The sequence below is a fragment of the Mycobacterium sp. OTB74 genome, assembly GCF_029892685.1.
Lineage (GTDB): Bacteria > Actinomycetota > Actinomycetes > Mycobacteriales > Mycobacteriaceae > Mycobacterium.
This window is the reverse complement of record NZ_JARXVD010000003.1, coordinates 378,463-391,527: the sequence shown is the minus strand read 5'-3', so window position 1 is coordinate 391,527 and position 13,065 is coordinate 378,463. Positions and strand designations below refer to the sequence as shown.

Sequence of the window (13,065 nt, the reverse complement as noted above, 5' to 3'; positions counted from 1 at the left end):
TCCTTTCAGACAGTCACACAGGCTCGTGCGATGGCCAGTTCCTCATTGGTCGGAATTACCAGCACTGCGGTCCGTGAGGCGTTCGTCGAGATGCGGCGCGGACCACGGCCCGCCGCGAAATTACGCTCGTCGTCGACCTCGATCCCCAGTGCGGACAATCCGCACAGCGCATCCCGGCGGACCCGGGCATCGTTCTCGCCCACCCCGGCGGTGAAGGTGATGACGTCGGCCCCACCGAGCAGTGCCAGGTACGCGCCGACATATTTGCGTAACCGGTGGATATACACGTCGTACGCCAATTGCGCTGCACTGTCGCCTGATTCGATGCGCTTGTGCAGCTCCCGGAAATCGATGGCGCCGCCCAGGCCGTACACGCCCGAGCTCCGATTCAGCAGAGTCTCGATGTCCTCCACCGACATTCCGGCCGACCGCCAGAGGTACATGATGATGCCGGGGTCCACGTCACCGGAGCGCGTGCCCATCACCAACCCCTCCATCGGGGTCAGGCCCATGGACGTGTCGATGGGGCGTCCGCCGACAATGGCCGAGGCCGATGCGCCATTGCCCAGGTGCAGCACGATCTGATTCAGCGACTCCAGTGGCGCATCCAAGAAGACTGCGGCCTGCTCACTGACGTACTGGTGTGAGGTGCCGTGGAAGCCGTACCGCCGAATGTGCCACTGCTCGGCCACATCCCGGTCGATCGCATACTCCGCTGCGGCCGGCGGCAGGTTGTGGAAAAACGCAGTGTCGAAGACCGCGACATGCGGCACACCCGGCAGCAGCTTGCGAGCCTCTGCGATGCCGAGTACCGCCGGTGGATTGTGCAGCGGTGCCAGCGGCGCCAACTCGTTGAGCTTGGCAATCAGGTCGTCATCGATCACCGTCGGCCGGTAGAACCGTCGCCCGCCGTGCACCACCCGGTGTCCGACGGCCACCACGTCCCCGGTCGGCACGCCCGCGGCGTCCACGGCGTCGAACACCGCCTTCAACGCCTCGCAGTAATCGACCACCCGCTCGATCACCCCGTCAGCCAGAGATTCACCCGAATCAGGTTGCACCACTCGGTATTTCACCGACGATGAGCCACAATTCAAAACCAGAACCGGTCCGCTCATTTGGCCCCCTGCGCCTGAATCGCGGTAATGGCAACGGTATTGACGATGTCTTCGACGAGCGCGCCGCGGGACAGGTCGTTCACCGGCTTGTTCAGCCCCTGCAACACCGGACCGATCGCGATGGCGCCGGCGCTGCGCTGCACCGCCTTGTAGGTGTTGTTGCCGGTGTTCAGGTCCGGGAAGATCAACACCGTGGCCCGGCCGGCGACCGCAGAGTCCGGCATCTTGGTGGCGGCCACCGTCGGCTCCACCGCGGCGTCGTACTGGATGGGCCCCTCGACCAACAGGGCAGGATCGCGCTTACGAACCAATTCCGTTGCTTCCCTTACCTTGTCGACGTCAGCACCGGTGCCCGAAGTGCCGGTCGAGTAAGACAGCATGGCCACCCGCGGTTCGATCCCGAACTGTGCCGCGGTCCCCGCCGAGCTGATCGCGATGTCGGCCAGCTGCTCGGACGTCGGGTCCGGCACGATGGCGCAGTCGCCGTAAGCCAGCACCTGATCGGCAAGACACATCAGGAAGATGCTCGAAACCGTCGAGATGCCTGGGGCGGTCCGAATGATCTCGAATGCCGGCCGCACAGTGTGCGCGGTGGTGTGCGCTGCACCGGACACCATTCCGTCGACCATCTGGTTGTGCACCAGCATGGTGCCGAAATACGAGACGTCATGGATGATTTCCCGCGCCTGCTCGACGGTGACGCCCCTGTGTTTGCGCATCTCGGCGTACTGCTGAGCGAACTGGTCGCTCAGCTCGCTGGTCTTGGGATCGAGCACGGTGGCCGCGGCGATGTCCACACCCAACTCGGCGGCCCTGGCCCGCACGGCTGACTCGTCACCCAGAATGGTCAGGTCGGCCACTGCACGGGTCAGCAACCGGCCGGCTGCGCGCAGGATTCGATCATCATCGCCCTCGGGCAGCACGATGCGCTTGCGGTCGGCGCGGGCCCGGTCCTGCAGCTGACGGGTAAACATCTGCGGTGTGGTGACCGTAGGAATCGGAACCGCCAGCTGGGCAAGCAGATCCGCGATGTCGACGTGGGTTTCCATCAGCGCCAGAGCGGTGTCCACCTTGCGCTGCGAGGCAGTGGTGACGCGGCCGCGGGTGGTCGATACCACCCGCGCGGCGTCGTAGGTGCCAAGATCGGTGGCGACGATCGGTAGCCGCAAACCCAGGCCGGCCACGAGCTTGGCTATCGCCGGGTGCATCGGCAGACCACCGTTGAGAAGGATGCAAGCCAGCGACGGAAAGCCTTCGGCCGCATGGGCGCTGGCAATGGCCAACACCACGTCCGAGCGATCGCCCGGGGTGATCACGGCCATCGATTCTTCGAGCCGCTCCAGGCAGTGCTCGGCGGTCATACCGGCGACCATCACGCCCATGGCCTCACGGGTCAGCAACTCTTTGTCGCCGCTGACCATCGTTCCGTTCACCGCATCGCGCAACTCGGCGACCGACGGCGCCACCAACAGCGGTTCTTCCGGCAGCACATAGCTTTTCGGTGCGAATCGGCGCAACACCTCGGCCACCTCGGCCATCTCAGCCGGATAGCAGCGGTTGGCCACCACGGCCGCAGTGTGTGCGTGCTGGACCGCCAATTCGGCCAGGCACATCTCCACCACCTGCGCCACCTCGGCCGGGGTGCGATCCCGAGCCCGAACCGAGAGCAGCACCGGCGCACCAAGATTCACCGCAATCCGGGCATTGACCGACAACTCGGTGGGCGAGGTTACATCGGTGTAGTCGCTGCCGACGATCACCACCGCATCGCATTTGTCGGCCACCCGGTGGTAGCGGTCGACGATGTCGGCGATCGCAGCGTCCTGGTCCTTGTGCAGCCGGGTGTAGGTGACGCCCACGCAGTCGTCATAGTCCAGGCCCGCGGTGGTGTGCGTCAGCAGCATTTCCAGGATGTAGTCGCCGACCTCGGAGCCGTTTCCTGGATCGCTGCGGGTGATCGGCCTGAACACCCCGACTCGCGCCACCGTGGCCGCCAGGCGGTGCAGCAATCCCAGCGCAATGGTCGATTTGCCGGTGTCACCCTCCGGTGAGGCGATGTAGATCGCGGTTGCGTCAGGCACGGCCGTCAGCCTACCGGCGTCGACCCTGCGGTATCGGCGTAAAACTGGGAGTGAATGGCGCCGACGCCGCAGGTTCAACGGCGGGAATCCCGCCGGCAATCCTCGATCGCATGTGGCGATGCCCCAGCCGCCCTACGATCGAACCCGATCCAGTAACCCTCGGAGGTAGAGATACACATGGCGCGACAAGCCATCCGCAAGGCAGTCATCCCGGCGGCGGGCATCGGTTCACGCCTATTGCCGCTGACCAAGGCTATCCCCAAGGAGATGCTGCCGGTCGGCGACAAGCCTGTCATCGAGCACACCGTGCGCGAGCTGATCAACTCCGGCATCACCGACATCACCATCGTTGTTTCCGGCGGAAAGACGTTGATAGAGGAACACTTTCGCCCCAACACAGCGCTCGTGGATCAGCTGCGCGCCGACGGCAAATATGCGTACGCGGATGCGGTCGAGGAAGTCGGCGAGTTGTCTGCGCGTGGGCACATCACCTATCTCCATCAGCACGGCCCGTACGGCAACGGCACCCCGGTGCTCAATGCCTCACGCTCATTCGGCGACGAGCCGGTCCTGGTGCTTTGGCCCGATGACGTCTTCGTATCCGAGGTGCCCCGGGCCCAGCAGCTGATCAGGGCCTACGAGCAGACTGCGTCCCCGGTGCTGGCACTGATGCCGATGGCTCCCGAGAACTCACGCCGGTACGGGGTGCCGGTCATCAAGGAAGACCTGGACGGCGGGCTACTGCGGATCACCGGAATCGTCGAGAAGCCTCAGCCCGACGAGGCGCCGTCAGCATACGCGGCGATCGGTGGCTACGTCATCACGCCTGGCGTCATCGACGAGCTGCGCGAACAGACAAAGCACTGGTACGAAGGGGCCCAAAGCGGCGAGATCTACCTGACCGACGCAATCAACGCCTATGCGCGTACCCACGCTGTGTACGGCCAGGTAATCCAGGGGCATTGGTACGACACCGGCAACCCGTCCGACTACCTGGTGGCACAGTTCGCTTTTGCCTTGGCTCATCCCGAATACGGCCCGGTGCTGCGGAACCTGGCGACTCAGCTGGAGGGCCCACTGCTGCACACGCTGATACACGAGATGGACGGAGCGCCGCGCGAGACTCTCCGCTAACCGGGGTTGATCCTGCGGTGGCGGCCCAAATTGCGATTGGCTTGCGCCGCGGCCGCAGGATCAACGGTGAGCAATCAGCCCTTGGTGTGACTGGCGGCCTCAGCCGGGCGCCGCCTTCTCCGCCAGAGAACCGCCGCAGCGGCCCCGATTAACGCGACAACAGCCAGCCCGGCGCCAATACCGATCGATCGGCTCAGCGAGTGCTCGGATACAGCGGTGTTGGCGGCGTTATCCGTGGCGCGGATCGCCATGTTCACCGGGTCACCGCCTACACCGGCGGCGATCACATCTCCGGTGAGCTAAGAACGGCATGTGGTGCTGACGGCCCGCCGCCTCGCGCATCCTCTCATGGCGTCCCGACGTCTGGTGCACCATCGCAGCGGTCTTGCTGACATCGACGACTAGTCCGACATCATCCGCCGAATCTGCCAGCGAGAGTAGAACTCTCACGTACCGCAATTGGGTTCAGTGGGCTCGCCGGCGAAACGCTTCACCACCCAGTTCAGAATTTCTCCGTCGGGAAAGCCCTGGTCATGGTCGGCCTGAGCCAACTCCACATGCTGAATGTCCCCACCGAGTCTGCAGCTGAGCTGCACCGCATACTCCACCCACGCCGGGAACACCACCTGGTCTTTTGTCCCGTTGACCACCGCCAGCGGTGCCGCCAGCGGGCGTTGCGGCATCGCGATCAGTTGCAGCGCGCGTTGTAGCTGGTCGGTGGACTCGACGGTCTGTGGCCGCATGTCATCGATGTTGAGGCCGGACCGCAGCCAGGTGTCGTGCTCCTCGCAACCGAGGAATCCCGGCGCAGTTGGATCAGCGGCGCCGCGCAAGTACGGCGACGTGCTGGGCAGCACCCCAGCTCGTTGCAAGCCGACGATCACCATCGGCCAGACACCCCGCTGATCCATGGTCAGCTGACCGAGGTACGCGCGCTGGGCCAAGTCCGCGACATTGACTGGCGGCGCCACCGCCATGGTGCCTACCAGCTTGAGGCCATCACCGTATGCGGCATCCATTTCATTTGCGGCCCAAGCGGCTTGGCCTCCCTGCGATCCGCCAAGCGCCGCCCAGTTCGACGACACATCGGGAAACAAGTGAGCAGCCGCCCGGGTCGCGTCAATGAGGTTGTAGGCAGCCGAATAAGGCTCTAGATAAGCGTGCGTGCCCTCATCATCGAGTCCCTCATAGTCGCTCATCGCGACCGCCAAACCCTTCTGGAGCAGACCGGTGACCGTGGAGGTGTAACCCATCAGATCAGGCCGCAGCGAAGGCCCGCATCCGTGGTCCAATCCCGTGGTGGCGTGGCCGACCGATACCACGGGCCAACCGCCGTTGGGCGGCGTACCCTTCGGCACCGCAAAAACCCCACCCACGTTTACCGGTTGACCGGTCACACCGGACGTTGAGCGGTAAATGGCTCGCTTTACTTCGCCGGCAGCTTTGATGAGTTCGGGTGTGTACCGTGCCGCCGTGTCGATCGACACGATCTCGCCGCGATGCGCCAAGGCCTCAGGGGTGGGAGCTACCGGGGTCCGTGCGATGGGCGGGTGCAGCCCCGAGAGCTCTTTGTTCTCATGCGAATTCGAGTTTGACCCGCACGAAACAAGACTGACCGCCAGCAACGCCGCGCCAACACACGAAGCCACTCGCTCAGCGCCGCGCCACATCGACATATCCTATCCGCTGGTAACCAAAGCCGTTGACGTGCAAGAGCGGCACCGAGCCGCATAGCCCGGCCACTTCGACTGACGGCGCACTCGACAAAGCATGCAAAATGGGCGACACCATTACCATCCAGCAACAGTCGGCTCGACGGCACTGTCGGCCCCAACGCAGACTCTTCGGAACAGACGGTGGTAAGGCTTTTGGTGGCGACGAAAACGCCTGGGCGGCATTCGATCCCAAGACGGTCATCACTAAACACGCTCCTTACGAACACATGTCGGCCTGGCTGGCCGTCGCTGCTCAGACCCCAACCGTTCAGCACGCGGCCAGTCGCATTCCACCCTCGAACGCTGTCGGAAAACAGTAGTTTCGGTGACATGGCCGTCATCAATGTGAAGAGGCATGGTGCTACCGGGGATGGGATCACTGATGACTACGCGGCGGTGATGGCCGCGATTCACCAGGCGGTCGACGGCGGCGGCACGGTGTTCTTTCCGGCGGGTGTATACGCGCTGTCGGGTTCGATCGGCAATGGGGCGGAAGGATTTGCGCACGTCTGGCTGCTCGGTGACGGCGAACGTGCAGCCCGGCTGAAAGTGACGGCGAATGTCGCACCTATCAGCGGGCGCTGGGTCGAATGCCGCATCGAAAACCTCAAGATCGACGCCAACTTTCAAGGTTCGCCTGCGCTCGATGTCGACCTGGACAAGAGCTACATCAAGCACTGCTGGCTCTACGGCTGGACCGGCTACGGCATGCGGATCAACCCCAACACCGACGGCTTACTGAACTGGATCGACGACAACTTCATCGAGCAGTGCAACGGCTACGGCATCTACACCACCTACCACTTCTACGACTCGTGGATCGTCAACAACAACATCGGTTCCAGCGGACCGAATCTGTCCATTGAGGCGGGGCCGGTGCGCATCATCGCCAACCATCTCGACGGGGAGCCCGTCAACAACATCGAGCTGCGCGGCTGCAAGTCACTCAACATAATTGGCAACATCTGCGAGAACGCCCGGCAGGAGGCCATCGTTTTCACGATGCCGTCCTGGATGGATTCCGACAACGAGCAGGTGGCGATCGTCGGGAACAACATCACCAACGGCGGCAAGCTCGCGCCGAACACCTATCCAGCCATCGGCATCTACTCGGTGGACGCCGATCACCGGACCAAGGGCTTCAACATCAGCGGCAACTTCATCGCCAACGTGGACGAGGGTGCCGGCTGGAGTTACGCGGTCGACGCCCAGTACGTCGACGGCCTCGCGATTTCCGGAAATCAGTGGGATAACAACGGATACAGCGTCGCGCCGGTTCGCGCCGAAGGGCGCAACGTGGGTATCGCGGGCAACACCTCGGGAAATCTCTCGATGCCACCGCGGTCGGTGATCACGTTGACCACCAACCGCACGCTGGATGCGGTCGCCGGGACCGAGTACATCTACCTGGTGGCCGCCGGCGCCACTGCGATCCAGTTGCCCACAGCAGCCGGCAACACCTGCCGCTACATCGTCAGGAACACCTCCGGCGCTGACGCGAAACTGAGCGCGCACCCCGGGGAGACAATCAACGGCAGGTCGGGCCTGACACTTGTGGACGGCGATGCGGTCGATGTGGTGTCCGACAGCACGAATTGGTGGACGCTATAACGCGTACTGACGGACCCACCGCCGATTCGATCTACCCCAGCTTCCGCAGCCGCGGTTCCAGATCCGTCTTGAACAGGTCGAGGAACCGGCGCTGGTCATGCCCCGGCGCGTGGAACACCAGGTGGTTCAGGCCCCAGTCCACGTAGTCCTTGACCTTGGCCACCGCTTCATCCGGATCGGAGGCAACAATCCAGCGCTTGGCCACCTGCTCGATGGGCAGCGCATCGGCCGCAGCTTCCATCTCCATCGGATCCTCGATGGAGTGCTTCTGCTCGGCGGTCAGCGACAGCGGCGCCCAGAACCGGGTGTTCTCCAGTGCCAGTTCAGGATTCGGGTCGTAGGAGATCTTTATCTCGATCATCCGGTCGATGTCGTCGGGATTCTTGCCCGCCGCCTCGGCACCTTCGCGCATGGCCGGGATCAGCTTGTCCTTGTACAGCTCCTCGCCCTTGCCCGAGGTGCAGATGAAGCCATCGCCGGCACGGCCGGCGTACTTGGCCACCTGAGGTCCGCCCGCGGCGATGTAGATCGGGATGCCGCCCTCGGGCACGTCGTAGATGGAGGCGCCCTTGGTCTTGTAGTACTCGCCGTCAAAGTCGACGCGGTCACCGAGCCACAGCTCGCGCATCAACCGCACCGACTCGCGCAGCCGGGCATAGCGCTCCTTGAACTCCGGCCACTCGCCCTGATAGCCAGTGGCGATCTCGTTGAGCGCCTCACCGGTACCGACGCCGAGGAAAATCCGGTTCGGGTAAAGGCAGCCCATGGTCGCGAAGGCCTGCGCGATTACCGCCGGGTTGTAGCGGAACGTCGGCGTCAGCACCGAGGTGCCCAGGAACAAGCGCTTGGTGCGCTCGCCGACCGCGGTCATCCAGGCAAGGGAGAACGGTGCATGACCACCGTTGTGCCGCCACGGCTGGAAATGATCGCTGACCGTGGCGCTGTCCATGCCCGCAGCCTCTGCCGCCACAGCCAGTTCCACCAGCTCCCGCGGCGCGAACTGCTCCGCCGACGCCTTGTATCCCAACTTGAGTTCAGCCATGAGCTCTCTTCCTGTTCGTCAGGTCCGCGGGTACCTAATCGCTCCTTGCGTGCGCAGGTACCTAATCGCTCCTCGCGTGCGTAGGTACCTAATCGCTCCTCGCGTGCGCAATTCCTTTTCTACTCTGCCTACACTCGCCACATGGCGGCAGCCCTGAGCGCGATCACCGACACCATCCACTTCGCCCAGACCGACCTGGTCAACTGGACGCTGGTTACCGGCGACAGCGGCGTGATCCTGGTCGACACCGGGTTTCCCGGCCAGCGCGACGAGGTGCTCGGTTCCCTGCGCACCCTGGGTTTCGAGCCCGCCGACGTGCGGGCCATTCTGCTGACACACGCCCACGTCGACCACTTCGGCACTGCCATCTGGTTCGCGAAAACCTATGGCACGCCGGTATATTGCCATTCCGCAGAGGTCGGGCACGCCAAGCGCGAATACCTGGAGCAGGTATCACCACTGGACCTGGCCACCAAGGCCTGGAACCCGCGGTACCTGACCTGGTCGATGCGCATCGTCCGCAAGGGCGCCCTGGTGCACGACGGCATCCCGTCGACCGAGGCCCTCACCGACGACATCGCCGCGACGCTGCCGGGAACGCCCACGGTGATCCCCAGTCCCGGCCACACCGGCGGGCACTGCTCCTACCTGTTCGGCGACGTGCTGGTGGCGGGCGATGCGGTCATCACCGGGCACCCGGTGACCGCACGGCGCGGCCCACAGCTACTGCCCGCGATATTCAACCACGATCAAGATGGCTGCAAGCGCAGCCTGGCCGCGCTCGGGCTGCTGGACACCCACGTCCTGCTGCCCGGCCACGGCCCGGTCTGGCGCGGCCCGATCCAAGAGGCCACCAGCCAGGCGCTCCGCTCTCAGTGATTGATCAGCTGGTAGAACAGCAGAAACACCCCGGTCAGGAACAGCCCACACGCCACAATCAGGGTCGGCATGACGATCATTTGGTCTAGTTCTTCGTCGTCAAAGATGTTGTTGCCCTCCGCATCACGGGCGACAGGCCCGTAGAAGACCCGGCCGAATCCGGACCAACGTACTTTCCGGGCCAACCGGCGTACCGGATGACCGCTGGGGCTGCGGCCCACATATGACCGAACGACAAAGCCCGCGACGAACACCGCCACGGCGGCCACCAACAGCAGCCAGCCGACGGCCCATCCGGAGAGCATGATCAAGCCTATCGACCGGACCGCCCGGCACTCCCGGATTACGCGATCTCCTCGGCGAGATCCTTGTCGAAAGCTATGGGATAAACGTCGCCTTCACTCGGCAGCGGCTCATCCAAACGCCGGTATCCGGCGGCCAGATACAACGCCTCGGCCTCCGGCTGGCGATGACCGGTGGTCAGATAGATGCGGCGATAGCCCGCATCGGCGATCCGCGATTCCAACTCGGCAAGCAGCGCCCGCCCAAGACCCTGACGCCGATGTCCGGCATCAGTCCAAATCCGTTTCAGCTCAGCAGTTTTCGCATCGAATCTACGGAACGCGCCGCCCGTGACCGGGGTGTCGCCGAGCATGCCTATCAGCATGACACCGTCAGGAGGAACGAACTCGGAGGCCGGGTAGTCCCGCAGCCATGCAGCGACACCGTCCACCGTCCCCTCGTAGCGGGTGGCGTACTCGACGGCAAGCTCGGCCAATAGCGGTTCGGCCAGTGGATCGTCCTGCGCCACCGGGACGAATCGGAGGTCGGAGTTGATCACCGCACTGTTCGTCCGGCGTGCACATCGGGAGTCCGCACGTGCTCGGGACGCAGACCGCGGCCGACGATCAGTGGCGGGATGTACTGCAGCGGACCCTTACCCACGATGGCCGGCAGCGTGATCGGCGACAGGTCGCCGGCAAGGTTCGGTTCGATCGCACGATTCTGGATGAACACCTGGCCGGCCTGAATCACGCGCGTCGGCAACTCACGGCGACGTTGCACCTTGGCCAGGTCGGCATCGGACAACAGACCGTTGCGCAACGGGCCGCACAGGATGTTGGCTGCAGCCACCGCGTCAGCGACCGCCAGATTGATACCGACACCGCCGGCCGGCGACATGGCATGGGCGGCGTCTCCGATGCACAAAAGGCCTGGGCGCCACCAGGTTTTCAGCCGGTCCACCCGAACGTCGAGATAGCTGGTGTCGTCCCAGGAATGCAGATCTTGCACGTGCTCGCGCAGTTGCGGACGCACCGACACCAGTCGGGCCTTGAACTCGTCGAGTGAACCGCCCTGCGGGTTGGAGCCCTTCGGCATCAGATACGCGACCTGCCAGTACTCGCCGCGGTAGATCATCACCATCATCAAGCCCTTGCGGGCCACTCCGAACAGTTCCTCGGGATCGCCCGGCCGCCAGTTCAGCCGGAACCACAGCACGTCCATCGGACTGTGCGCGCTGGCCACCTGCAGGCCGGCCGCGGCCCGCACCGCGGATTTGCGGCCGTCGGCGGCGACCACCAGTTCTGCCCGAACCTCCAGCTCAGGAGTGCGAACCCCGACGACGCGGCCGTTCTCGATGATCAGGTCGGTTACCTCGGCGTTGCGAATCAAGGTGAATTCCGGGTAGGCAGAGGCCTTTTCGGCCAGGAAGTCAAGGAAATCCCACTGCGGCATCAGCGCGATATACGGCTCGGGGAAACCGAGCAACCGTAATGCACCGAAATCACCGAAGGTGCGGAGCGTGCCGTCAGTGTCAAAGCTGATGCGGTCGATCTTGGTATGCCTCAGCTTCAGGAACTCGTCGATAAACCCCAACTCATGCATGATCCGCAGAGTCGTGGGGTGCACGGTGTCACCGCGAAAATCGCGCAGAAAGTCATTGTGCTTTTCCAGCACAACCACATTGATTCCGGCACGCGCCAGCAGCAGCGCATGGACCAGACCAGCCGGGCCTCCACCTGCGACACATACCTGGGTCTCGATGACGCGCGTCATGCCTCGACATTAGCCGGTAGCAGCAGGAAAACTGTCCCTTCAAATGCAAACTTGACATGTGTAAAGTTTGGCGCCATGGACAACATCCGCGGCAAGACCATCGCAATCACCGGGGCGGCCCGTGGCATCGGCTATGCCACCGCCAAGGCACTACTGGCCCGTGGCGCCCGAGTGGTGATCGGTGACCGCGACGTTTCCGTCCTTGAAACCGCCGTCGGCACCCTGGGCAAGCTCGGCCAGGTCACCGGCTATCCGCTGGACGTCACCGACCGCGAGTCGTTCGAGGTGTTCCTGGACAAGGCCCGCAGTGACGGCGCCGGTCACCTGGACGTGCTGATCAACAACGCCGGCGTCATGCCCATCGGCGCATTTCTGGACGAGTCGCAAAAGTCCGTCCGCTCCGCACTCGAGGTGAACCTTTACGGGGTGATCACCGGATGCCAGTTGGCGCTGCCGGAAATGATCGCCCGACGCGGCGGCCACATCATCAACATCGCGTCGATGTCCGGACTCATCCCGGTGCCCGGGCAGGTCGTGTACAACGCCACCAAGTTCGGTGTAGTCGGGATGTCGGCGGCGTTGGCCGACGAGATGGCGCCGCACGGAGTCCAGGTCTCGGTGGTGATGCCGCCGTTTACCAGAACCGAATTGATTTCCGGCACAACGGAAACCACCGTCACCAAACCGGTCGAGCCGGAGGAAATCGCGGCCGCGATCGTCAAGACGCTGGACAAGCCCAAGACGCACGTGTCGGTGCCGCCGGCGATGCGCTTCGTGGCGCAGGGCGCTCAGGTGCTCGGACCGCGGGGCCGGCGCTGGCTTAACAAACGGCTGGGACTCGACACTGTCTTCCTGGACTTCGACACTGCCAAGCGCAAGAGCTACACCGACCGCGCGCAGGCCGCGCAGGGTGTGCTGGAAAAAGACAGCTAAAGCGATTTGGGCGCGCTGCGTATCGGTCACCGACACGGAGCGCGCCCAAATCGCAAGTTACTGGGAGAATTTGCCTGCGTTCTCGGGGCAGGAGTACTGCAGCGCAGTCTTGACGATGACTTCCGCCTGCTCCGGGCTGAGCTTGCCGCCCCCAGCCATCTGATTGGCCAATTCCTGCGTCGATTTGTACGTGTTTCCACCGGAAAAGACGCAGGCGATCGAGATGAGATCGTTCAGGCTGCCGTCGTTTCCCTCTACCCCGGCGCCGCGAACCGCGTCGAGAGCGGCCTTCGGAGCAGGCGAGTTGCCGGCCGACCCGGATGTGCTGCCGGCTGCCGTGGTGGACTTGTCGTTCGACGGTGCCTTACTGGGTTCACTTTGTGTCGAACAACCGACAAGTACTGCACCAATCGACACCAGGCCCACCATCGCGATCTTGTTCACCATGCGGGTGATGTTATCCCGACGGCGACCGCGGCCCGGCGGCGGCGTCA

At 64.0% G+C, this 13,065-nt stretch carries 12 protein-coding genes; 4 read left to right on the top strand and 8 right to left on the bottom strand.

Features of this window, described 5'->3' with window-relative positions:
* Positions 1-5 precede the first annotated feature (5 nt).
* Positions 6-1,118 (bottom strand): acetate kinase, encoded by a 1,113-nt coding sequence (locus M2432_RS07415; RefSeq protein WP_280826105.1) that lies wholly within the window; start codon positions 1,116-1,118, stop codon positions 6-8.
* The gene (pta, locus tag M2432_RS07410; RefSeq protein WP_280826104.1) at positions 1,115-3,199 is read right to left on the bottom strand and encodes a phosphate acetyltransferase; all 2,085 of its coding nucleotides are present in this window, start codon (positions 3,197-3,199) and stop codon (positions 1,115-1,117) included. The genes M2432_RS07415 and pta overlap by 4 nt, the downstream gene beginning before the upstream one ends.
* 177 nt (positions 3,200-3,376) lie before the next feature.
* Here pta and M2432_RS07405 point away from each other — a divergent pair, with 177 nt between their 5' ends.
* A complete protein-coding gene (locus M2432_RS07405; protein WP_280826103.1) occupies positions 3,377-4,333 on the top strand; it encodes a UTP--glucose-1-phosphate uridylyltransferase in 957 nt (318 codons plus the stop codon).
* Positions 4,334-4,779: 446 nt separating this feature from the next.
* Here M2432_RS07405 and M2432_RS07400 read toward each other — a convergent pair whose 3' ends face one another.
* The gene (locus M2432_RS07400; RefSeq protein ID WP_280826102.1) at positions 4,780-6,003 is read right to left on the bottom strand and encodes a lipase family protein; all 1,224 of its coding nucleotides are present in this window, start codon (positions 6,001-6,003) and stop codon (positions 4,780-4,782) included.
* 375 nt (positions 6,004-6,378) lie between these two features.
* On the opposite strand from M2432_RS07400, the gene M2432_RS07395 reads away from it, so the two are divergent.
* Positions 6,379-7,659: a glycosyl hydrolase family 28-related protein gene (locus M2432_RS07395; RefSeq protein WP_280826101.1), complete on the top strand. Its 1,281-nt coding sequence runs from the start codon at positions 6,379-6,381 to the stop codon at positions 7,657-7,659.
* 31 nt (positions 7,660-7,690) lie between these two features.
* On the opposite strand, the gene fgd is transcribed toward M2432_RS07395, so the two are convergent.
* Positions 7,691-8,701, bottom strand: a complete 1,011-nt coding sequence (fgd, locus tag M2432_RS07390; RefSeq protein ID WP_280826100.1) for a glucose-6-phosphate dehydrogenase (coenzyme-F420) — start codon at positions 8,699-8,701, stop codon at positions 7,691-7,693.
* 141 nt (positions 8,702-8,842) lie between these two features.
* Between fgd and M2432_RS07385 the strand changes: the two genes are divergently transcribed.
* A complete protein-coding gene (locus tag M2432_RS07385; RefSeq protein ID WP_280826099.1) occupies positions 8,843-9,580 on the top strand; it encodes an MBL fold metallo-hydrolase in 738 nt (245 codons plus the stop codon).
* Here the strand turns inward: M2432_RS07385 and M2432_RS07380 are convergent.
* The 3 genes from M2432_RS07380 to M2432_RS07370 are packed head-to-tail and all read right to left on the bottom strand — an operon-like array spanning position 9,574 to position 11,638.
* Positions 9,574-9,885, bottom strand: coding sequence for a hypothetical protein (locus M2432_RS07380; RefSeq protein ID WP_280826098.1), 312 nt, complete (start codon positions 9,883-9,885; stop codon positions 9,574-9,576). The genes M2432_RS07385 and M2432_RS07380 overlap by 7 nt on opposite strands.
* A 38-nt stretch (positions 9,886-9,923) precedes the next feature.
* The gene (locus tag M2432_RS07375; RefSeq protein WP_280826189.1) at positions 9,924-10,418 is read right to left on the bottom strand and encodes a GNAT family N-acetyltransferase; all 495 of its coding nucleotides are present in this window, start codon (positions 10,416-10,418) and stop codon (positions 9,924-9,926) included.
* Complete coding sequence (locus M2432_RS07370; protein ID WP_280826097.1) at positions 10,418-11,638, bottom strand: FAD-dependent oxidoreductase; 1,221 nt, start codon at positions 11,636-11,638, stop codon at positions 10,418-10,420. The genes M2432_RS07375 and M2432_RS07370 overlap by 1 nt, the downstream gene beginning before the upstream one ends.
* A 75-nt stretch (positions 11,639-11,713) precedes the next feature.
* On the opposite strand from M2432_RS07370, the gene M2432_RS07365 reads away from it, so the two are divergent.
* Positions 11,714-12,571: an SDR family oxidoreductase gene (locus M2432_RS07365; protein ID WP_280826096.1), complete on the top strand. Its 858-nt coding sequence runs from the start codon at positions 11,714-11,716 to the stop codon at positions 12,569-12,571.
* Between the two features lie 57 nt (positions 12,572-12,628).
* On the opposite strand, the gene M2432_RS07360 is transcribed toward M2432_RS07365, so the two are convergent.
* Positions 12,629-13,018: a hypothetical protein gene (locus M2432_RS07360; RefSeq protein ID WP_280826095.1), complete on the bottom strand. Its 390-nt coding sequence runs from the start codon at positions 13,016-13,018 to the stop codon at positions 12,629-12,631.
* Positions 13,019-13,065: the final 47 nt, after the last annotated feature.